Source organism: Streptomyces sp. NPDC002324, assembly GCF_053593335.1.
Window position 1 is genome coordinate 88,158 of the sequence record NZ_JBSFCF010000017.1, and the last position, 21,630, is coordinate 109,787.

Consider the following 21,630-nt stretch of genomic DNA (forward strand, 5'->3'; position numbering starts at 1 on the left):
TGGGGTGGGGGGTCCGGCGGTGCGTGACGTGGGGCCGTCGCGCGGATCAACCGGGTGGCGGGACCGGCCAGTTGCGCAGGAGGGCGTCGAGGGCGCCGAGGATCCGGTCCCAGCTCTCCTGCGAGCCGGGGGCGCTGTGGGCGAAGCCTCCGGCAGACTCCAGGCCGACGTAGCCGTGGAAGACGCTGCCGAGCAGCCGGACGGCGTGGGTCTGGTCCGGTTCGCCGAGGTCGTAGCCGCGCAGGATCGCCCGCGTCATCTGCGCGTGCCTGCCCCCCGCACTCGCCGCGGCCGCCTCCGGGTCCAGCCTCAGCTGGGCCGCCGCGTAGCGGCCGGGGTGCGCGCGGGCGTAGTCGCGGTACACGTTCCCGAGCGCCGCCAGCGCGTCCTTCCCGGCCCGTCCGGCGAGCGCGGTGGCACCTCGGTCGGCCATCTCCTCCAGGGCGAGCAGGGCGATCCGGGTCCTGAGGTCCTGGGAGTTGCGCACATGCGAATACAGACTCGCGACCTTCACGTCGAACCGCCGGGCGAGCTCGGAAACGGTCACCTCCCCGAAGCCGATCTCATCGGCCAACTCCGCCCCCGCCTGGGCGAGCCGCTCCGGGGTGAGCCCTGCGCGTGCCATGACCGTCCTTCGTTCGGCGACGAGATCGACTTGACGAGTATGCAGTTGCCTAAACCTTGTAGGCAAGAGACTTCTACCTTTAGGCAAGAGCGCTCAGGCACCGGAGAAGCTCCTCCTCGGGGTAAGGAGTGCGCCTGGACTCGTTCTCGAAACGCCGGAAGAAGTCCGCCATCACCCTGGCGAGCGGGGCATAGCGGGTGATCACCGCCTCGGCCTCGTCCGGGATGCCGGTGGGACGCTCCCCCTGGGCATACGCGCGGATCCGAACCTCCCGTTCCTCGCGATCGTGGTCGTAGAGGTCTTTGAGCAGCCAGTTCACCAGGTGACTCAGGGAGTAGCAGCGGTCGTAGCCACGATGGCGGTCGAGAAAGGCACGCTCCTGCGGGGCGAGGTCGAAGCGGGAGGAGAGCGCGAGGCCGTAGTCGGTGAAGTAGAGGCGGTGGCCGTCGGTCAGGATGTTCTGGAAGTGAGCGTCGAAGTGGACAAGGCCTCGGCTGTTCATGAACGCGACACCGGCGGCCAGTTCGCGTTCCACCAGGGCGCAGGCACGGTCGGCGGCCCCGGCGTCGGCGCGGGTCTGTTGGGCGAGCCAGTCGTGGAGAGTGCGCGGGATGTACTCCAGGAACAGTGTGACGCTCGCCGAGGACTTGCCGCGGGCCTCGATGCGCTCGCGTACGCCCGGGCCGCCGCCCCAGTGGGCGACGGCCCGTTCGATGTCGGCCAGTTCCCCGGGCAGAGGCGGGGAGTCCGGCAGCACGCGCCAGTGGTGCATGAGCGGGAAGCCGTCGTACTCCCCCGCGAGCGCCCAGTTCGTCGTCATCGTATGGACGGCGAGTTCACGCCAGGCGCCGAACCCGGGGCTGCCCACGCCGCCGACGCCGTACTGGCAGAAGGGCGGGAGCCCGAAGAGGTTCGCCGTGGAGTGGACGTTCTCCGGTCGTCGCTCCAGGTCGGTGAGGGGTACCCGCTTCACGAAGACCGGTGTCCCGTCGACGTCCAGCAGCACCGACGCGCCGCCGATGCCGGAGCCCAGCGGGCTGGCCGTGTCGAGGAGGCGGATCAAGGAGCGGTCGCTGTGCAGGGCGAGGGTGGTCGAGGCCGCGTGGTGGGCGGTCAGTCGCGCGCCCCGTGACATGCCGGAAGGGTTCATCCCCGATGCGTAGCACCTCAAGGGGTTCCGTCGCCGGAGAAGAGTGATCGGGGCGGTCGTGCCGTCTGTGCCCTCCCGCCGGCCGGGAGTCGGACAGGTCGACCACGTGTGGTCTCCGGGCACCGGTGCTGCCCGAAGGGGGAACTCCCGTAGGTGGCGCGGGCGTTGCTGACCGTGTGGGTGTAGCCGGAGTCGAGGAACAGGAGCGCGCATGACCGAGGGGACCCGAACGGCTGCCGTGTACGGCGGTGTCGCCGACGGCTTCGAGGCGGTGCGTGAGGAGTTCGCCGTGTTCGTGGCCGGTGAACGGGCCGACTACGAGGGGCAGTTGTCCGCGTATGTGCGCGGGATACGGGTCGTGGACCTGTGGGCGGGCCCCGAGGCGGAGGCGGAGAGGGGCGGTGACACGCTGCACGGCGTGTTCTCCTCCACCAAGGGCGCCGCGCATCTCGTCGTCGCGCTGCTCGTCCAGGACGGCGTACTGGAGCTGGACCGTGAAGTCGCGTACTACTGGCCGGAGTTCGCGGCCGAGGGCAAGGGCGCGCTGACCCTGCGGGAGCTGCTGGCGCACCGTGCGGGGCTCGTCGGCACCGATGCCGGGTTCACCCTGGAGGAGCTGGCGGACGACCGTGTCATCGCCGAGCGCCTGGCCGTCCAGCGCCCGTTCTGGCGCCCCGGCGCGGCCTTCGGCTACCACGCGCTCGTCATCGGCGCGCTCACGGGAGAGGTCGTACGGCGGGCGACGGGCCGCACGTTGCAGGAGGTGTACGAGGAGCGGATACGCGCCCCGTACGGGCTCGACTTCTTCCTGGGTCTGCCGGAGGAGCACGAACACCGTTTCCGCAGCGTGCTGCCGATGACACCGACGCCCGCGCAGCGGGCCGAGCTGGACGCCGCACCGAGCGGCCCGCACACGCTGGCGTCGATCGCGTTCAACTCCCAGGTGCCGGAGCCGGGAGAGCTGACGGACTTGCCCAACGCCCGTGTCGTACGCGCGAAGGGGCAGTCGTCGGCGGGCGGTGTCGCCTCGGCGCGCGGGCTCGCCGGGATGTACGCGGCGGCCATCAGCACGGTGGACGGCCGGCCACCGCTGCTGAAGCCGGACACCGTCGGCGAGTTCGGCCAGATCCACTCCGTCGGCCACGACCTGGTGGCCCGCGCCCCCAAGGCGTTCTGCCTCGGCTTCCAGGCGACCGCCGAGAACCTCTACCCGTTCCTCGGCGCAGGCACCTTCGGCCACAGCGGCGCCGGCGGCTCCCAGGCCTTCGCCGACCCCCGCAGCGGCCTCGCCTACGGCTACACACGCCGCCGGATGGCCTTCCCCGGCGGGGCGGCACCGGAGAACACGGGATTCGTCCAGGCCGTGCACACGGCGGCGCTGGCGTCGGCGCTCTGAGGCACCGCACGCGACGGAGTCCGCACATGGCGGAGTCCGCACCCCACGTCCAGGGGTGCGGACTCCGTGATGTGCAACGAACGTGAGCGGGCGTCCGTCACGGGGTGGGGATCAGAGCTTGACGATCATCTTGCCGGTGTTGTCGCCGCGCAGGACGCCGAGGAACGCCTCCAGGTTGTTCTCGATGCCCTCGACGACGGTCTCGCGGTACTTGAGCGCGCCCGAGGCGACCCAGGGGCCGACCTCCTGGACGAACTGGGGCTGGAAGTCGTAGTGGTCGCCGACGAGGACGCCCTCGACGCGCAGGCGGTTCTGCAGGATCTTGACCATGTTGCGCGGGCCGGGAGTCGCCTCGGTCGAGTTGTACTGGGAGATCATGCCGCAGATCACGGCCCGGCCCCGCAGGTTGAGCGCGCCGATCGCGGCCTCCAGGTGCTCGCCGCCCACGTTGTCGAAGTAGACGTCGATGCCGTCGGGGGCCGCTTCCTTGAGCTGCTCCCACACCGGGCCGTTCTTGTAGTTGAAGGCGGCGTCGAAGCCGTACTCCTCCACGAGCAGCTTGACCTTCTCGTCGGAGCCGGCGGAGCCGATGACCCGCGAGGCGCCCTTGAGCTTGGCGATCTGGCCGACCTGGCTGCCGACGGCACCGGCGGCGCCGGAGACGAACACGGCGTCGCCCTCCTTGAAGGCGCCGACCCGCAGCAGACCCGCGTAGGCGGTGAGGCCGGTCATGCCGAGGACGCCGAGGTAGGTGGAGAGCGGCGCGGCGTCCGGGTCGACCTTCACGGCCTGCTTGGCGTCGAAGGTGGCGTACTCGCGCCAGCCGCCGAAGTGCAGCACGTGGTCGCCGACGGCGATGCCGTCCGCCGCCGAGGCGACGACCTCGCCGACCGCACCGCCCTGCATGACCTTGCCCAGCTCGAACGGGGCGACGTACGACTTCGCGTCGCTCATGCGGCCACGCATGTACGGGTCCACGGAGAGGTACTTGTTCCGTACGAGGACCTCACCCGCGCCGGGCTGCCGGATCTCCGCCTCGACCAGGGCGAAGTCCTCGTCCTTGGGCCAGCCGACGGGGCGGCTCAGCAGGTGCCATTCGCGGCTGGTGGCGGGGAGGGCGGGGGTGTCGGACATGGGGGTGTGCCTTCCTGCGGGTGCGTGGTGCGAGCGGTGGTGCATACCGCACGGTTACTTCAGTGCCTGAAACAACCATGCGCTTTAATATTTCATGTTGTCAAGTAAAGAGGTAGCCTCGACCCCATGCCCACGCAGAAGACGACCCCCCGCATCGACCCCTTGACCATGGAGGTCGTCGAACTCATCGGCACGGTGGTGGCCCGCTACCACGAGGAGTACGAGGACGCCGCCGCCGAGCACACGCTCACCGGCGCCCAGGCCCGCCTCCTCGGTCTTCTCTCCCTGGAACCGCTGCCCATGCGCCGCCTCGCCCAGAAACTCCGCTGCGAGCCGTCGAACGTGACCGGCATCGTGGACCGGCTGGAGGCCCGGGGCCTGGTCGAGCGCCGCCCCGACCCCGGCGACCGCCGCGTGAAGCTGGCGGCGGCCACGGCCGAGGGGCGCCGGGTGGCCGGCAGCCTGCGGGACTCCCTGGACTTCGCCCGGGAGCCGCTGGCGGGACTGAGCTCGGCCGAGCGGGAGGTGCTGCGGGATCTGCTGCGGCGGATGGTGGGGGCGTGAGACGGCCACGCACCCGGGCGAGGCCATCGTCAGGCCGCACCCGGGTCACCGCCGGCCCGCACCCGGGCCACCACCGAGCCGCACCCGGGGCAGGCCCGGCCCGCTATCGTGTAATGCATGCCCACCCAAAGTGACCCTTACGAGCTGACCGTGGGCGTGCCCTCCGTCGAGGTCTACCGCCGACTGCGCACCGACGCCGGCCTGTCGGACAAGGCCCCCGAGGCGGTCGCGCTCGCGCTGCCGCACACCTGGCACGGGGTGGTACTCCGCCACGCGGGCCAGCCCATCGGCATGGGGCGGGTCATCGGGGACGGCGGTACGGCGTTCCAGATCGTCGACATCTGCGTACACCCCGCCCACCAGGGCCGCGGCCTCGGCAGGCGCATCATGGCCGCGCTCACGGAGGAACTGGAGCGCCGGGCGCCCGCCACGGCGTACGTCTCCCTCATCGCGGACGGCCCCGCCCGCTTCCTCTACGAGAAGTTCGGCTTCGCCGACACCGCCGCGCACGGTTCGATCGGCATGTACCGGGTGCTGTGAGGGCCGGAGAGAAACGAGAAAGGGGACGCCCGCCCTTCCCGGGCGGACGTCCCCTGCTGCTCAGGAGCACTCAGGCTTTCTTGCGTGCCGTCATCGCCCGCTGGATCAGGATGAACGCGCACAGCAGCACACCCGTGGCGATCTTCGTCCACCAGGAGCTGAGGGTGCCCTCGAACTGGATGATGCTCTTGATCAGGCCCAGGACGAGGACGCCGAACAGGGTGCCGACGACGTAGCCGGAGCCGCCCGTGAGCAGCGTGCCGCCGATGACGACCGCGGCGATCGCGTCGAGTTCCATGCCGGTGGCGTGCAGGGGGTCACCGGACTGGATGTACAGGGTGAACAGCAGGCCCGCCAGGGCCGAGCAGAAGCCGGACACCGTGTAGACGGCGATCTTGGTGCCGCCCTGCGGGAGGCCCATCAGCATCGCGGACTGCTCGTTGCCGCCGATGGCGTACACCCGTCGGCCGAAGCGGCTGTAGTGGAGGATGTAGAACGCCGCGGCCAGGACCACCAGCGCGACGATCGCGCCGACGGACAGGAAGCCGACCCCCAGCTGCGCCTGCGCCTGCGCCAGGCTGCTCACCGTCGGGTCGTCGATGGCGATGGACTCCTTGCTGATGACCAGGCACAGGCCCCGGAAGAGGAAGAGGCCGGCCAAGGTCACGATGAAGGGCTGGATCTCGTAGTTCTGGATCACGTAGCCCATCAGGAAGCCACCCAGGGCGCCCACGGCCAGGGCCAGGGGGATGACCGCCAGGATCGGCAGGCCCTGGCGTTCCACCAGCCAGGCCGTGAACATCGTGGTGAACCCGATGACCGAGCCGACGGACAGGTCGATGCCGCCGGAGAGGATCACGAAGGTCGCGCCGACGGCGGCCACCAGCAGGTAGCCGTTGTCGATGAACAGGTTGAGGAAGACCTGCGGTTCGCCGAAGCCGTAGTTCTGGTAGCGGCCCAGGCCCGTGATGTACATCGCGAGGAAGAGCACGGCGGTCACCAGGACGGGCAGCCGCCGGTCGGCGAGCAGCGCCGAGACCTTGGACGCGGACACCGGTGCCGTACGGCTGTCCTGGGACGGCGGGGTCTTGGTGGTCGCGGTCATCACGACACCTCCATCTTCGGGGCCGCGTCGGCGGGCGTCGTGGCGGTCTTCGCCGGGGCCGCGGGGGTCGTGCCGCCGCCGGCCGCGCCGGGCTTGGAGCCGAAGCGGGCGCCGAAGACCTTCGCGCGGAACTTCGGGGACTGGAGCAGGCAGACGACGATGACGACGGCGGCCTTGAAGACCAGGTTGGTCTGGGTGGGCACGCCGATCGTGTAGATCGTCGTGGTGAGGGTCTGGATGACCAGGGCGCCGACGACCGTGCCGCCGATGGAGAACCGGCCGCCCAGCAGCGAGGTGCCGCCGATCACCACGGCGAGGATCGCGTCCAGCTCGATCCACAGACCGGCGTTGTTGCCGTCCGCGGCCGAGGTGTTGGAGCTGATCATCAGGCCCGCGATGCCCGCGCACAGGGCGCAGAAGACGTAGACCATGATCTTGATGCGCATGGACCGGATGCCGACCAGACGGCTGGCCTCGGCGTTGCCGCCGACCGACTCGACGAGGAGGCCGAGGGCGGTCCGGCGGGTCAGGGCCACCGTGATGGCGACGACCGCCGCGACGACGAAGATCGAGAAGGGCAGCGTCAGCCAGTAGCCGCCGCCGATCAGCTTGTACGGCTCGCTGTTGATGGTGATGATCTGGCCGTCGGTGATCAGCTGGGCGACGCCCCGGCCGGCGACCATGATGATGAGGGTCGCGATGATGGGCTGGATGCCCATCCGGGCCACCAGGAAGCCGTTCCACAGGCCGCAGACCACGGCGGCCACCAGGCCGATGCCCATGGCCAGGAAGACCCCCGCCAGCGCGTTCTGGTCGGCCTGGTCGCTGATGTACGAGCAGGTCAGCGCGCCGGTGATGGCGACGACCGCGCCCACGGAGAGGTCGATGCCGCCGGTGGCTATGACCAGGGTCATGCCGACCGCCACCAGGATCAGGGGCGAGCCGAACAGCACGATCGAGACGAGGCTGCCGTAGAGGTGCCCGTCGGTCATCTTGATCGCGAAGAAGTCGGGCGTGAAGGGCACGTTGACGAGCAGCAGTGCCACCAGGACCGCGACCGGCCAGAAGAGGTGGTGGTGCGTCAGCGCCCGCCAGCGGGCCGCCGTGCCGGTCGTGGCCGTCGTCGCCACGGGTGGGGTGCTCACTGGTGTTCTCCGCTCGCGATGGTCTCCAGGATCCGACTGGTGGTGATCTCCGGCCCGTTGGTGAGCTTCGCCACCAGCTTGCGGTCGCGCAGCACGCCGATGGTGTGGCTGAGGCGGAGGACCTCCTCCAGCTCGGCCGCGATGTAGAGCACGGACATGCCGTCCTCGGAGAGGGACACCACGAGCTTCTGGATCTCGGCCTTGGCGCCGACGTCGATGCCGCGGGTGGGCTCGTCGAGGATCAGCAGCTTCGGCTGGGTGATCAGCCAGCGGGCGAGCAGCACCTTCTGCTGGTTGCCGCCGCTGAGCTGGCCGACCCGGGCCTCGGGGTTGGCGGGCCGGATGTCGAGGGCCTTGATGTACTTGGCGACCAGTTCGTCGCGCTGGGCGGCCGGGATGGGCCGGGTCCAGCCACGGGAGGCCTGGAGGGCCAGGATGATGTTCTCCCGGACCGTCAGATCGGGGACCAGACCCTCGGTCTTGCGGTTCTCCGAGCAGAACGCGACCCCGGCGCCGATGGCGTCGTTCGGGGCGTGCATCGGGACCTGCTTGCCGCCCACGGTGACCTTGCCGCTGTCGGGCTGGTCGGCGCCGAAGAGCAGCCGGGCGAGTTCGGTGCGGCCGGAGCCGAGCAGTCCGGCGAGGCCCACGACCTCGCCCTTCTTGATGTCCAGGTCGAAGGGGGCGATCCCGCCCGTGCGGCCGAGGCCCTCGGCGTGCAGCAGGGTCTCGCCGACGTCGGCGTGCAGCTGCTGCTCGTGCAGCTCCTCCAGCTGGTCCAGGTCCTTGCCGATCATCAGCTGGATGAGGCCGACCTGGTCGAGTTCGCTGACCATGTGCTCGCCGACGAGGGTGCCGTTGCGCAGGACGGTCATGCGGTCGCAGATCTCGTAGATCTGGTCGAGGAAGTGCGAGACGAAGAGGATCGCCACGCCGTCGTCCTTCAACCGCCGCATCAGGCGGAAGAGTTCGAGGACCTCGTCGCGGTCGAGGCTGGACGTCGGCTCGTCGAGGACGAGGACCTTGGTGCCCTTGCCCTCCTCACCGCCGGTGCCCACCGACCGTACGATCGCGACCAGTTGCTGCACGGCCAGCGGGTACGAGGACAGCGGGGCCGTCACGTCGATGTCGAGGCCGAGCCGGTCGACCAGCTCCGCGGCCTCCTGGCGCAGCCGCTTCCACTGGATGCGGCCGTAGCGGGTGGGTTCGCGGCCGATGAAGATGTTCTCCGCCACCGACAGGTTGGGGCAGAGGTTGACCTCCTGGTAGACCGTGTTGATCCCGGCCTGCTGCGCCTGCAGCGGGCTGGCGAACCGCACGGACTCGCCGTCGAGGGTGATCGTTCCGCCGTCGAGGGTGTAGACCCCGGTGAGCACTTTGATCAGGGTGGACTTGCCGGCGCCGTTCTCGCCCATCAGAGCGTGTATCTCGCCGGGGAAGAGCCGGAAGTCGACGCCCGACAGAGCCCGTACCCCCGGAAACTCTTTGACTATGCCCGCCATCTCCAGGACGGGCAGCGGCTCTGCCATGGCAGTGCTCCTCATGGAATTCATCGAAGTCGTTCAGGCCCGCAGGGAGCCCCGGGACCGGGGGGTCCGGTCCGACGGGGACTCCCTGCCGGTGGGTGGGATCAGTACTTGCGGGTGGGGAGGGCGTCCTTGGCCTGGTCCTGCATGAAGTCGCTCTCCTTGGTCTTGATCCAGCGCTCGACCTTCTCGCCGTTCTTGACCTTCTCCACGACCTCCATCAGCTGGGGGCCGAGCAGCGGGTTGCACTCCACGATGGCGTTGATCTTGCCCTCGGACATCGCGATGAAGCCGTCCTTCACGCCGTCGACCGTGACGATCAGGATGTCCTTGCCGGGCTTCTTGCCGGCCGCCTCGATGGCCTGGATGGCACCGATGCCCATGTCGTCGTTGTGCGCGAACAGCACGTCGATGTCCGGGTTGGACTGCAGGAAGGCCGCCATGACCTGCTTGCCGCCGGCGCGGGTGAAGTCACCGGTCTGGCTGACGACGATCTTCCAGTCGTCCTTGTGCTCGGCGTCCATGACCTCCTTGAAGCCCTTGGCGCGCTCGATCGCGGGGGCGGCACCGGTGGTGCCCTCCAGCTGGGCGATCTTCACGTCGCCCTTGTGGCCGGCCTTCTCCAGGACCTTCTCCAGGATCTTGGCGGCGCGGCGGCCCTCGTCGGTGAAGTCGGAGCCGACCAGGGTGACGAACAGGGACTCGTCGGAGGTCTCGACGGAGCGGTCGGTCAGGACCACCGGGATCTTCTTGGCCTTGGCCTCCTTCAGCACCGCGTCCCAGCCGGTGACGACCACCGGGGAGAAGGCGATGACGTCCACGCCCTGGGTGATGTAGCTGCGGATCGCGGAGATCTGGTTCTCCTGCTTCTGCTGCGCGTCGGAGAACTTGAGGTTGTACCCCGCCTCCTTGGCCGCCGACTTGACCGAGTCGGTGTTGGCGCTGCGCCAGCCGCTCTCCGAGCCGACCTGGGAGAAGCCGAGGGTGATCTTCTTGCTGTCGCCACCGCCGGAGCCGGAGGTCCCGGAGGAGCTGTCCTCCTTGGCGCAGGCCGCGAGGCCCGTCGCAGCCGCCACGCCGACCGCCGCGGTGAGGAAGTTACGTCTGTTGAGCATGTCTTCTCCTTTGAAGAGCCGGTCCGGGAACGGACCGTTGGTACTCGTGCTGGACCGGCCGCACTGCGTCCAACCTGTCGATCATTGTTCGAAATGTCGGCCACGCTGAGAGAGGGAAAGTGTTCGGTTGTCGATGCCGCGTCAGCCCGGCGGGGGCAGGTACGGGAAGGTACTGGCGCGGACGACGAGTTGGGGTTCGATGGCGATGGAGGACGCTCCGGCGGGGGTCCGCCCCTCGATCAGGTCGAGCAGCAGGGCGATGCTCCGCTGGCCCACCGTCGCGAAGTCCTGCCGGACGGTGGTGAGCGGTGGGGCGAAGAACTCCGACTCCGGAATGTCGTCGAAGCCGACCACCGCCACGTCCTGCGGCGTGCGTACGCCCGCCTCCCGCAGCGCGCGCAACACCCCCAGCGCCATCTGGTCGTTGGCGACGAAGACCGCGGTCAGCCCCCGGCCCACCCAGCCGGCCAGTTCCTGGCCCGCCCGGTAGCCCGACAGCGGGCTCCAGTCCCCGCGCAACGGCTGCGGCGGTTCGATGCCCGCCTCTTCGAGGGTGGCCCGCCAGCCGACGGTCCGGTCCGCCGACTCCTGCCAGTCCTCGGGTCCGGCGAGGTGCCAGACCTTGCGGTGCCCCGCGGCGAGCAGATGGCCGGTGGCCAGCCGCGCGCCCAGCTCCTGGTCCACGTTGACGCTGGGGACCTCCGAGCCGGAGCCGGTACCCACGGCCACCACCGGGAAGGGGAGCCGCAGTTCGGCCAGGGCCGCGACCGCCGACCGCTGCGGGGCGAGGGCGATCACTCCGTCCACGCCGCCGTCGCTGAGGCGGTCGACGGCCTCGGAGAGCGTCTCCACGGTCAGTTCGCGCAGACTGACCGTCGAGACGAGGTACCCCTCGGCCAGGGCCGCCTCCTCCAGCGCGAACAGCGTGCTGGCCGGCCCGTAGAGCGTGGTGTTGGAGGCGACCACGCCCAGTGTCTGGGTGCGCCGGGTCACCAGGGCCCGTGCGGAGGAGTTGCGACGGTAGCCCATCTCCTCGATCGCGCGCTGCACCCTGGTCCGGGTCTCGTCCCGCACGTTGGGGTGGTCCCCCAGGACGCGCGAGACGGTCTGGTGGGAGACACCTGCCTGGCGTGCCACGTCGGCCATGGTGGGCGGCCGGAGCTGCGAGTGGGTCACGGCCGCACCTCCTCGGTGGTCGACGGTGGACGGATCCTGCGCTGCGGGTGGTGCGGTACTGCGGGTAAGTCCTGTGGCGGCGACGGTTCCCGCGCCACGGACGGGCCCTGTGCGGCGGGCGGATGGTTCCGCGCCGTCGGCTTCACGCCGGGGTCCAGGAAAACCCCAGGTCGGCCGCTGGTAAGGCGAGTCGGGGCGGTGCCGGCAAGACGCTCGTACCTCCTCGGATGCCCTGGGGCGTCGACTGGTGAATGCGGAGGTCATTGTGAGCGCTAACAATTCATGGCGGTCAAGAGGGATGCGTCAGGGAAGTCGTCACGGTTGAGTAACGCGGCCGTCCGCGAGACCCCCGGAGGGGGCCGCCGGAGCATGCCGGAGCCCCCGGGCACGGACTCTGCCCCGGGGGCTCTGACCTGCGTGTTCTCCCTACGAGCACCACCACAGGAACTGCTTGCACGTCGCCGAGGGACTGGGCTGCGGGGCGGGTTCGTCCGCGGTCGGTCCGGCGGTCGGGTCGTCGGCGTCCTCGGGGTCCGGGGTCGGGTTTCCCGCCGAGGGGGCGGGGCTCACCGTCGCCTTGGACGCCGAGCGGTCCGCGGGCTTGTCGTCGTCCACACCGGCGTCCTCGTCCCCGGATTTCTCCGACTCGGAGGCGGAAGGGGAGGCCGACTTGTCCGGTTTCTTCCTGTCCTTCTCGGTGTCGGCCGGCCCGTCCGGACCCTCGCCGGCCTCCTCGGCGCCGTTCGCCGAGGCCGTCGGGGAGGCGTCGGAGACGTCGTCGACGGAGGCGGCGCGCGGCTCCTTCGGTGGCGCCTCCATGCCGAGTTCGGCGAGGCTCAGCCCGCCGGCGGCGAGCAGCAGACCGGCCCCGATCATCAGCACCCGCCGACGTCGTCGCCGGTGCGCGGCAGCCTTGCGGTCCCGCCGTCCGGCTCGCGCGTCCCGCCCGCGGCCACGGCCCCGGGACCGGCCGGGAGGCCTGTCGGCCTCCGGATCGTCACCCCCGATGACCTGCTCGGACGCGCCGGCGTGGTCCACGACCGGGGCCTGCCGCGCGGCCCGCGCACCGCGACCACGGCCCCGGGCGCGGCGTCCGCCCGGACTCGCGGGGACGGTTTCGGCGGGCTCGAACGGACTCTCGTACGCGTCCTCGACCGTGTCGTCCCCGGCGGACAGGGCGTCCGGATGGGTGCGGCACTCTTCGGCCGACGCGCCGCACCCCGAGCAGGAGAGGGCGCCATTGAGGTGCCGTTGGCACGGGTGGCAGTAATCCATGACGCCGGAAGATTATGTTCCGCACCGGTGACGTTCCCGGGTGGGCCCGTGAAAGTTGTGTAGGAACCTCGTGGACCGGCGCACAACGGCGGAACGATCAGGGCCATTTGCCCGCCGTCGAGCCGTTCAACCCCCATGGACCCGAAACCGTTGTGCGTTCGACCCATTGACACTCAGACCGGGTCGTCCTTACTGTCGCGACCAGCATTTCGAACGAGCGACGAAATTTCGAACAGACCACAAAGGACAGGGAGTACCGTGCGCATCACGGGAATCAGCACGCACGTGGTCGGGACGCCGTGGCGGAACCTGACCTACGTACAGGTGCACACCGACGAGGGACTCACCGGCGTCGGCGAGACCCGCATGCTGGGCCACACCGACGCGCTGCTCGGCTATCTGCACGAGGCACAGACCAATCACATTCTCGGGTCGGACCCGTTCGCTGTCGAGGACCTCGTCAAGCGGATGAAGTACGGCGACTACGGCCGGGCCGGCGAGATCGTGATGTCGGGCATCGCCGTCATCGAGATGGCTTGCTGGGACATCAAGGGCAAGGCCCTCGGCGTGCCCGTCTGGCAGCTGCTCGGCGGCAAGGTCACCGACAAGGTCAAGGCGTACGCCAACGGCTGGTACACCACCGAGCGCACGCCGGAGGCGTACCACAAGGCGGCGCAGGGCGTCATGGAGCGCGGCTACAAGGCGCTCAAGATCGACCCCTTCGGGACCGGCCACTTCGAGCTGGACCACGAGCAGAGCCTGTACGCCGTCTCGCTGATCGAGGCCGTGCGCGACGCCATCGGCCCGGACGCCGAGCTGATGCTGGAGATGCACGGCCGGTTCTCGCCCTCCACCGCAGTCCGTCTCGCCAAGGACCTGGCGCCCTTCAAGCCCGCGTGGCTGGAGGAGCCGTGCCCGCCGGAGAACCTGAAGGCGCTGGAGAAGGTCGCCGCCAAGGTCGACATCCCGGTGGCCACGGGTGAGCGCATCCACGACCGGATCGAGTTCCGGGAGCTCTTCGAGAGCCAGGCCGTGGACATCATCCAGCCCGACGTCGGCCACATCGGCGGCATCTGGGAGACCCGCAAGCTGGCCGCCACCGCCGAGACCCACTACACGCTGGTCGCGCCGCACAACGTGGGCGGTCCGGTGCTGACGGCGGCCTCGCTGCAGGTGGGCTTCACCTCCCCGAACTTCAAGATCCTGGAGCACTTCAACGACTTCGCGGACGCGGAGATCAAGAAGGTCGTCTCGGGGGCCCCGGAGGTCGTGGACGGCTACTTCCACCTGTCCGACAAGCCCGGCCTCGGTGTCGAGCTGGACGTGGACGCGGCGGCGGAGTTCCCGCAGCAGCAGGCCCGCTTCGACCTCTGGGCCGAGGGCTGGGAGCAGCGCAAGCCCAAGGGCAGCAAGTGATCGCCACCGCCGACGCGGCCGACGCCGGCACCCCGGGCACCGCCGTCGTCATCGAGGCTCCGGGCGAGCACCGTCTGGTGTCGCACGAGCCCCGGCAGCCGGCGGCCGGCGAGGCCCTGGTCCGGGTGCACGCCTCCGGGATCTGCGGCAGCGACCGCGAGGTCTTCCAGGGCAACAGGCCGGAGGGGTACGTCCGTTACCCCCTCACACCGGGCCACGAGTGGTCCGGGACGGTCACGGCGGTCGGTGACGGTGTTCCTTCAAGTCTTGTCGGCCGTAAGGTCGTTGGCGAGGGCTTCCGGAACTGCCAGGTGTGCGACCGCTGTCACGCGGGCGAGACCACGCTGTGCTCGGCGGGGTACGAGGAGACCGGGTTCACCCAGCCCGGCGCGATGGCCACGACCCTCACGCTTCCCGCTCGTCTGCTGCACGTTCTCCCGGACGACGCGGACCTGTCGGCGGCGGCGCTGCTGGAGCCGGCCGCGTGCATCGCGGCCGCCGCGCTCAAGGCGAACGCCGTCCCGGGCGAGCGGGTGGCCGTGGTCGGCACGGGAACGCTCGGCATGTTCGCCGTTCAGTTCCTGAAGGCGGCGTCCCCGGCCGAGCTGCTCGTCGTGGGCACCCGGCCGGACCGGGCGGAGCTGTCGAAGCGGTTCGGCGCCACGGACTTCCGTACCAAGGATCAGGAGCTGCCGGGCGACTTCGACGTCGTCATCGAGACCGCCGGGTCCGCGGACGCGGCGACCACGGCCGCCGCCCTGCTGCGGCGCGGCGGGCGGCTGGTCCTGACCGGCATCCCGGCGGCGGGCGCGGACGGGCTCGACCCGACCGACCTGGTCGTACGGCAGCTGGAGGTGCACACGGTGTTCGGCGCGGCGCCGGACGCGTGGGCCCACACCGTGCGGGTCTTCGGGGCCGGGCTGCTGGACCCGCTGCCGCTCGTCACGCACGAGCTGCCGCTGGAGCAGTTCCCGCAGGCCATCGAGCTGGTGGGGTCCGGCGATCCGACCGTCGGAAAGGTCCTGCTGCGGCCATGACACACCCCTGAGCCGTGCGCCGGTACGGGGTACCTGACGACTTCGTACCGGCGCACACCCAAGAGCTTTGTGCACCAAGAGCCGCGAACCTTGTCCGAAATATCGAACATGAAGGACAGCTTGTGACCGACACCACCGCTCCGGCGCCGCGCCGACCCGGCGAGCAGGCCCTCGCCGCGCTCGGGCTGAACGCACCCGCCCTCGACCCCTCCGACGCCTCCCCGCACTCCTTCCCCGGCGGCGGCCGCTGGCGCACCGAGGTGCCCTCCGTCGAGGGTCCCGAGGCACTCGGCGTGGTCCTCAAGGAAGCCTCGCGGCTCGACGTGCCGATCCACCGGATCAGCCAGGGCAGCGGCGTGTGGATGCTCACCGACGCCGAGATCACCGAGATGGTGGAGGCGACGGCCGAGCGCGACATCGAGCTCTGCCTGTTCACCGGCCCGCGTGGCACCTGGGACATCGGCGGCTCCACCCGTACCGACTCCAAGGGCGGCGGCCTGCGGGCCCGCGGCCACGACGCGGTGGCCGGGTGCGTCGAGGACGCCGTGCGCGCGACCGAGCTGGGCGTGAAGTGCCTCCTCGTCGCCGACGAGGGCGTGCTGTGGACGCTGCACCGGGCGCGGGTGGAGGGGATCATCCCGGCCGACACGACCTTCAAGGTGTCGGCGCTGATCGGACCGGTGAACCCGACCGCGTACGCCGTGTACGAGAACCTCGGCGGCGACTCGATCAACGTGCCGAGCGATCTGACGCTCGATCACCTCACCGAGATCCGGCGGGTGTCCGGCGCTCCCATGGACATGTACATCGAGGCGCCCGACGACCTCGGCGGCTATGTGAGGATGTACGAGGTCGCCGAGCTGATCCGGCGCGGCGCACCGATCTACCTGAAGTTCGGCCTGTCGAAGGCCCCCGGGATCTACCCCTACGGGCACCACATGCGGGACGTCACCCTGTCCACGGCCAAGGAACGCGTACGGCGCGGCCGGCTGGCCCTGGACCTTCTGGCGCGCCACGGAGCGGACGGCGACATGGCTCCGCTCGGTACCCGTTTGCCCGGAGATCTGCAGCGGTTCGGAAATCCCTCATAACGAAGCGGACAACTAGCTTCACAGAAGAAGACGCAGTCACACAGAATCCCCCACATCTCCTCTGGCTCCTTTCGGCTCATGAAGTGCCGTCCCCGCCAGAACGTACAGAGCCTTCAAGACATCAAGGATGATGATCATGCGTACTCGCCGAGCCGCACTCGCCGCCATAGCCTCCACCGCCTCCCTCGCCCTCACCCTGACCGCCTGTGGTCAGAGCGGTGAGGGTGGCAGCGAGGACAAGGGCGGCAGCACCGAGGGCGCCACCATCGGCATCGCGATGCCGACCAAGTCCTCCGAGCGCTGGATCGCCGACGGCAAGAACGTCGTGACCAACCTCGAGAAGATGGGCTACAAGACCAAGCTGGTCTACGGCGAGGACGACCCGGACCAGCAGGTCGGCCAGATCGAGAACCTGATCACGCAGGGTGTGAAGGCCCTCATCGTCGCCGCCATCGACAACAAGTCGATGAACAACGTGCTCCAGCAGGCCGCCGACGCCGACATCCCGGTCATCTCCTACGACCGCCTGATCCTCGGCACGAAGAACGTCGACTACTACGCGTCCTTCGACAACGAGAAGGTCGGCGAGCTCCAGGGCAACTACATCCTGGAGAAGCTCGGCCTGAAGGACGGCTCCAAGAAGGGCCCCTTCAACATCGAGCTGTTCGCCGGCTCCAACGACGACAACAACACCCGCTACTTCTTCCAGGGCGCCATGAACGTCCTGCAGCCCTACATCGACAAGAAGCAGCTCGTCGTCAAGTCCGGCCAGACCCAGCTGAACCAGGTCACCACCCTGCGCTGGGACGGCGGCACCGCCCAGAAGCGCATGGACGACATCCTGACCTCGGCGTACAAGAGCGACCCCGTGGACGCCGTCCTCTCCCCGTACGACGGCATCTCCATCGGCATCCTGTCCGCGCTGAAGTCGGACGACTACGGCTCCAAGAGCAAGCCGCTGCCGATCGTCACCGGCCAGGACGCCGAGGTCGCCTCGGTGAAGTCGATCATCGCGGGCGACCAGTCGATGACCGTCTACAAGGACACCCGTGAGCTGGCCAAGGTCGCCTCGAACATGGTCGACGCCCTGCTGAACGACAAGAAGCCCGAGGTCAACGACACCAAGACCTACGACAACGGCTCGAAGGTCGTCCCCGCCTACCTGCTGGAGCCGGTCAGCGTCGACAAGTCGAACTACAAGGAGACCGTCGTCGACTCCGGCTACATCAAGGAGAGCGACCTCAAGTAGTACGACGGCTTCCCCGACCGACCACTGATTGGAAGGCACGACCATGGCGGGACCCGTCCTGGAAATGCGCTCGATCGTCAAGACCTTTCCCGGCGTCAAAGCGCTGTCGGACGTCACACTGACCGTCCAGCAGGGCGAGGTCCATGCCATCTGCGGCGAGAACGGCGCCGGCAAGTCGACCCTCATGAAGGTCCTCTCCGGCGTCCACCCGCACGGCAGCTACGACGGCGACATCCTCTTCGAGGGTGGCCCTTGCGAGTTCAAGGACATCAGGGCCAGCGAGCAGCGCGGCATCGTCATCATCCACCAGGAGCTGGCGCTGTCGCCGTACCTCTCCCTCGCGGAGAACATCTTCCTCGGCAACGAGCACGCCCGGGGCGGGTTCATCGACTGGCGGGAGACGCTGCGGCACGCCACCGAACTGCTGCGCCGGGTGGGGCTCTCCGACCACCCGGACACCCGCGTCGCCGACATCGGCGTGGGCAAGCAGCAGCTCGTGGAGATCGCCAAGGCGCTCTCGAAGAAGGTGAAGCTCCTCATCCTGGACGAGCCGACGGCCGCCCTGAACGACGAGGACAGCGACAAACTCCTGGATCTCATCCTGGAGTTGAAGAAGCAGGGCATCACCTCGATCATCATTTCCCACAAGCTGAACGAGATCCGCAAGGTCGCCGACTCGGTGACGATCATCCGCGACGGCCAGACCATCGAGACCCTCGACGTGAAGGCCGCGGAGACCACCGAGGACCGGATCATCAGCGGCATGGTGGGGCGCGACCTGGAGCACCGCTTCCCGGAGCGCACCCCGCACGAGCCGGAGCAGGGCGCCTCGCCCGCCCTGGAGATCCGCAACTGGACCGTGCACCACCCGATCGACCAGCAGCGCAAGGTCGTCGACGACGTGTCGGTCCAGGTGCGGCGCGGTGAGATCGTCGGCATCGCGGGGCTCATGGGCGCCGGCCGTACGGAACTGGCGATGAGCGTCTTCGGCCGCACCTACGGCCGCTACAGCGGCGGCACGGTCCTCAAGGACGGCAAGGAGATCCGTACCAGGACCGTCCCCGAGGCGGTTGACAACGGTATCGCCTACGTCACCGAGGACCGCAAGCACTACGGCCTCAACCTCATCGACACCATCAACCGCAACATCTCGCTCAGCGCGCTGGGCAAGGTCGCCAAGGCCGGGGTCGTCGACGAGCACGAGGAGCGGAAGGTCGCCGAGCGCTTCCGCACGTCCATGAACATCAAGGCACCGACCGTCTTCGAGCCGGTGGGCAAACTGTCCGGCGGCAACCAGCAGAAGGTCGTCCTCAGCAAGTGGATCTTCGCGGGTCCCGATGTGCTGATCCTGGACGAGCCGACCCGCGGGATCGACGTCGGCGCCAAGTACGAGATCTACACGGTCATCGACAAGCTGGCGGCGGAGGGCAAGGCGGTCGTCTTCATCTCCTCCGAGCTGCCGGAACTGCTCGGGATGTGCGACCGCATCTACACGATGGCCGCAGGAAGGCTGACGGGTGAGTTCTCGCGTGCCGAGGCCACGCAGGAATCGCTGATGCGTCAGATGACGAAGGACAAAGAGGTAACCCGATGAGCACGGATGTGACCGCCAAGAGCCCGGCCCCCGCGCCGCCCGGCAAGAGCGGGACGGCGGCGGGCGGCGGCCTGCTCCAGCTGGTACTGGACGGCATGCGCCGCAACATGCGGCAGTACGGCATGCTGATCGCCCTCGGCCTGATCGTGGCGCTGTTCGCGGTGTGGACCGACGGTGACCTGCTGCTGCCGCGCAACGTCTCCAACCTGGTGCTGCAGAACAGCTACATCCTGATCCTCGCGATCGGCATGATGCTGGTGATCATCGCGGGCCACATCGACCTGTCCGTGGGCTCCCTGACCGCGTTCATCGGCTCGATGGCCGCCGTCTTCATGGTCGACAACGACATACCGTGGCCGCTCGCCGTGCTGCTGTGTCTGGCCGTGGGCGCCGCGGCGGGTGCCGCGCAGGGGTTCTTCATCGCGTATCTCGGCATACCGTCGTTCATCGTGACCCTCGCGGGCATGCTCGTCTTCCGCGGTCTCACCGAGATCTTCCTGAAGGGGCAGACCCTCGGTCCGTTCCCGGAGGGCCTGCAGAAGGTCGCCAACGGGTTCCTCCCCGAGGTCGGCCCGGACACCAACTACCACAACCTGACGCTGCTGCTGGGCTTCGCGGTCATCGGTTTCGTGGTGCTGCAGGAGTTCCGTGACCGGCGCCGGCAGCAGGAGTTCGCGCTCGACGTGCCGCCGATGAACCTGTTCGTCCTCAAGCTCGTCGCGATCTCCGCCGCCCTGCTCACCGTGACGATGCTGCTCGCCAGCTACAAGGGCGCCCCGATCGTCCTGCTGATCCTCGGCGCGCTGGTCGTCGGCTTCGGTTACGTGATGCGCAACGCGATCATCGGCCGCCACATCTACGCCATCGGCGGCAACCTGCCCGCCGCCAAGCTGTCCGGCGTGAAGGACAAGAAGGTCACCTTCCTGATCTTCCTGAACATGGGCATGATGGCCGCGCTGGCCGGTCTGGTCTTCGCCGCCCGCTTCAACGCGGCGTCCCCGAAGGCGGGCCTCAACTTCGAGCTGGAGGCCATCGCGGCCTCGTTCATCGGCGGCGCGTCGATGAGCGGCGGCGTCGGCACCGTCCTCGGCGCGATCATCGGTGGTGTCGTCCTCGGTGTCCTCAACAACGGTATGAACCTCGTCGGCATCGGCACCGACTGGCAGCAGGTCATCAAGGGCCTCGTCCTGCTGGCGGCCGTCGGATTCGACGTGTGGAACAAGCGCAAGGGCGGCAACTGACCGCACCGCAAGGGGGCCTCGCCGAAACGGCGGGGCCCCCTTTCCCATGGGAGAAAGGCGGGACGTCACCCGTGAAGGAACTCTTCGGCAAGCTCGCCGACGGCACCGAGATCCACCGCTGGTCGCTGGAGAACGGCGGCACCCGTCTCAAGGTCCTGTCCTACGGCGGGATCGTGCAGTCCCTGGAGACCCCGGACCGCGACGGCCGGTACGCGAACATCTCGCTGAACTTCGACAGCATCGAGGACTACGTCGCCGGATCGCCCTACTTCGGCGCGCTGATCGGCCGCTACGGCAACCGGATCGGCGCCGGGCGCTTCACGCTGGACGGCGAGACCCACGAACTCCCCGCCAACGACGGCGCGAACAGCCTGCACGGCGGGACGCACGGCTTCGACCGGGCCGTGTGGGACGTCGAGCCGTTCACGGACGGTCCGGACGTGGGTCTGCGGCTGTCGTACACCAGCCCCGACGGCGAGATGGGCTACCCCGGCACCCTGACCGTCCAGGTCCTCTACACACTCACCGAGCGGGGCGAGTGGCGGATCGACTACACGGCGACCACGGACCGCACCACCGTCGTCAACCTCACCCACCACGTGTACTGGAACCTCGCGGGCGAGGGCAGCGGCCCGATCCACGATCACCGGCTGACCATCGCCGCCGCCCGCTACACCCCGGTCGACTCCGGTCTGATCCCCCTCGGCGAACCGGCCGAGGTCGCGGGCACCCCCTTCGACTTCCGCACGGACAAGGCGGTCGGCGACGACCTCCGCAGGGCCGATCCGCAACTGCTGCACGCCAAGGGGTTCGACCACAACTGGGTCCTGGACAAGGGCGTCACGGCCGAGCCGGAATGGGCCGCCACCCTCACCGACCCGGCGTCCGGCCGCACCCTGCGGATCTCCACGACCGAGCCGGGGCTGCAGTTCTACTCCGGGAACTTCCTGGACGGCACGCTCGTGGGAGCCTCCGGGAGGATCTACCGGCAGGGCGACGCGCTGTGCCTGGAGACCCAGCACTTCCCCGACTCGCCGAACCAGCCGTCGTACCCGTCGACACTGCTGCGACCTGGGCAGACGTACCGGTCCACGACGGTCCACGCGTTCGACTGACAGCGGCTCGGCGGCTGCCCCCGGCGACCCTTCACAGATGGCTCACAAGTTCTTTCCGAAATCTCGGCGGTTGAACAGAGCCACCACAGCCTCCGTATGTAAGGGCGGCCCGCGCTCCCCCGCACGGGCCGCCCTT

19 protein-coding genes are annotated in these 21,630 nt (G+C 69.2%); 10 read left to right on the forward strand and 9 right to left on the reverse strand.

Going from position 1 to position 21,630, the window contains the following annotated elements; genetic code table 11:
* Positions 1-46: 46 nt before the first annotated feature.
* Together ACWCRJ_RS22685 and ACWCRJ_RS22690 are read right to left on the reverse strand one after the other, a co-directional pair.
* Positions 47-625 (reverse strand): TetR/AcrR family transcriptional regulator, encoded by a 579-nt coding sequence (locus ACWCRJ_RS22685; RefSeq protein WP_450940968.1) that lies wholly within the window; start codon positions 623-625, stop codon positions 47-49.
* Between the two features lie 79 nt (positions 626-704).
* Complete coding sequence (locus ACWCRJ_RS22690; protein ID WP_450940969.1) at positions 705-1,760, reverse strand: protein kinase family protein; 1,056 nt, start codon at positions 1,758-1,760, stop codon at positions 705-707.
* A 226-nt stretch (positions 1,761-1,986) separates the two neighbouring features.
* On the opposite strand from ACWCRJ_RS22690, the gene ACWCRJ_RS22695 reads away from it, so the two are divergent.
* Positions 1,987-3,171 carry a serine hydrolase domain-containing protein gene (locus tag ACWCRJ_RS22695; RefSeq protein ID WP_450940970.1) on the forward strand — a complete coding sequence of 395 codons (1,185 nt, stop codon included), beginning with the start codon at positions 1,987-1,989 and terminating at the stop codon, positions 3,169-3,171.
* 111 nt (positions 3,172-3,282) lie between these two features.
* On the opposite strand, the gene ACWCRJ_RS22700 is transcribed toward ACWCRJ_RS22695, so the two are convergent.
* Positions 3,283-4,305, reverse strand: coding sequence for an NADP-dependent oxidoreductase (locus ACWCRJ_RS22700; RefSeq protein WP_450940971.1), 1,023 nt, complete (start codon positions 4,303-4,305; stop codon positions 3,283-3,285).
* Between the two features lie 126 nt (positions 4,306-4,431).
* On the opposite strand from ACWCRJ_RS22700, the gene ACWCRJ_RS22705 reads away from it, so the two are divergent.
* Positions 4,432-4,869 (forward strand): MarR family winged helix-turn-helix transcriptional regulator, encoded by a 438-nt coding sequence (locus tag ACWCRJ_RS22705; RefSeq protein WP_450940972.1) that lies wholly within the window; start codon positions 4,432-4,434, stop codon positions 4,867-4,869.
* Between the two features lie 117 nt (positions 4,870-4,986).
* Positions 4,987-5,409, forward strand: coding sequence for a GNAT family N-acetyltransferase (locus ACWCRJ_RS22710; RefSeq protein ID WP_450940973.1), 423 nt, complete (start codon positions 4,987-4,989; stop codon positions 5,407-5,409).
* 70 nt (positions 5,410-5,479) lie between these two features.
* On the opposite strand, the gene yjfF is transcribed toward ACWCRJ_RS22710, so the two are convergent.
* The 6 genes from yjfF to ACWCRJ_RS22740 form a co-directional block, all read right to left on the reverse strand.
* Positions 5,480-6,514 (reverse strand): galactofuranose ABC transporter, permease protein YjfF, encoded by a 1,035-nt coding sequence (gene yjfF / locus ACWCRJ_RS22715; RefSeq protein WP_450940974.1) that lies wholly within the window; start codon positions 6,512-6,514, stop codon positions 5,480-5,482.
* On the reverse strand, positions 6,514-7,644 hold the full coding sequence (locus ACWCRJ_RS22720) for an ABC transporter permease (RefSeq protein WP_450941039.1): 1,131 nt from the start codon (positions 7,642-7,644) through the stop codon (positions 6,514-6,516). Before ACWCRJ_RS22720 ends, yjfF begins: the two co-directional genes overlap by 1 nt.
* An 11-nt stretch (positions 7,645-7,655) precedes the next feature.
* Positions 7,656-9,188, reverse strand: a complete 1,533-nt coding sequence (locus ACWCRJ_RS22725; RefSeq protein WP_450940975.1) for a sugar ABC transporter ATP-binding protein — start codon at positions 9,186-9,188, stop codon at positions 7,656-7,658.
* Positions 9,189-9,289: 101 nt separating this feature from the next.
* Positions 9,290-10,300: an ABC transporter substrate-binding protein gene (locus tag ACWCRJ_RS22730; RefSeq protein WP_450940976.1), complete on the reverse strand. Its 1,011-nt coding sequence runs from the start codon at positions 10,298-10,300 to the stop codon at positions 9,290-9,292.
* A gap of 141 nt (positions 10,301-10,441) precedes the next feature.
* Complete coding sequence (locus ACWCRJ_RS22735) at positions 10,442-11,476, reverse strand: LacI family DNA-binding transcriptional regulator (RefSeq protein WP_450940977.1); 1,035 nt, start codon at positions 11,474-11,476, stop codon at positions 10,442-10,444.
* A gap of 426 nt (positions 11,477-11,902) precedes the next feature.
* Complete coding sequence (locus ACWCRJ_RS22740) at positions 11,903-12,751, reverse strand: SCO2400 family protein (protein WP_450940978.1); 849 nt, start codon at positions 12,749-12,751, stop codon at positions 11,903-11,905.
* A 258-nt stretch (positions 12,752-13,009) separates the two neighbouring features.
* Between ACWCRJ_RS22740 and ACWCRJ_RS22745 the strand changes: the two genes are divergently transcribed.
* From ACWCRJ_RS22745 to ACWCRJ_RS22775, 7 genes are all read left to right on the forward strand, one after another.
* Positions 13,010-14,167, forward strand: coding sequence for a mandelate racemase/muconate lactonizing enzyme family protein (locus ACWCRJ_RS22745; protein ID WP_450940979.1), 1,158 nt, complete (start codon positions 13,010-13,012; stop codon positions 14,165-14,167).
* Positions 14,164-15,204, forward strand: a complete 1,041-nt coding sequence (locus ACWCRJ_RS22750) for a zinc-dependent alcohol dehydrogenase (protein WP_450940980.1) — start codon at positions 14,164-14,166, stop codon at positions 15,202-15,204. Before ACWCRJ_RS22745 ends, ACWCRJ_RS22750 begins: the two co-directional genes overlap by 4 nt.
* A gap of 122 nt (positions 15,205-15,326) precedes the next feature.
* The gene (locus ACWCRJ_RS22755; RefSeq protein ID WP_450940981.1) at positions 15,327-16,295 is read left to right on the forward strand and encodes a hypothetical protein; all 969 of its coding nucleotides are present in this window, start codon (positions 15,327-15,329) and stop codon (positions 16,293-16,295) included.
* A 136-nt stretch (positions 16,296-16,431) separates the two neighbouring features.
* Positions 16,432-17,544: a multiple monosaccharide ABC transporter substrate-binding protein gene (chvE, locus tag ACWCRJ_RS22760; RefSeq protein ID WP_179860129.1), complete on the forward strand. Its 1,113-nt coding sequence runs from the start codon at positions 16,432-16,434 to the stop codon at positions 17,542-17,544.
* A 43-nt stretch (positions 17,545-17,587) separates the two neighbouring features.
* Complete coding sequence (gene mmsA / locus ACWCRJ_RS22765; protein WP_450940982.1) at positions 17,588-19,138, forward strand: multiple monosaccharide ABC transporter ATP-binding protein; 1,551 nt, start codon at positions 17,588-17,590, stop codon at positions 19,136-19,138.
* Complete coding sequence (mmsB, locus tag ACWCRJ_RS22770; RefSeq protein ID WP_450940983.1) at positions 19,135-20,379, forward strand: multiple monosaccharide ABC transporter permease; 1,245 nt, start codon at positions 19,135-19,137, stop codon at positions 20,377-20,379. The genes mmsA and mmsB overlap by 4 nt, the downstream gene beginning before the upstream one ends.
* A complete protein-coding gene (locus tag ACWCRJ_RS22775; RefSeq protein ID WP_450941040.1) occupies positions 20,376-21,494 on the forward strand; it encodes an aldose epimerase family protein in 1,119 nt (372 codons plus the stop codon). Before mmsB ends, ACWCRJ_RS22775 begins: the two co-directional genes overlap by 4 nt.
* Positions 21,495-21,630 lie beyond the last annotated feature (136 nt).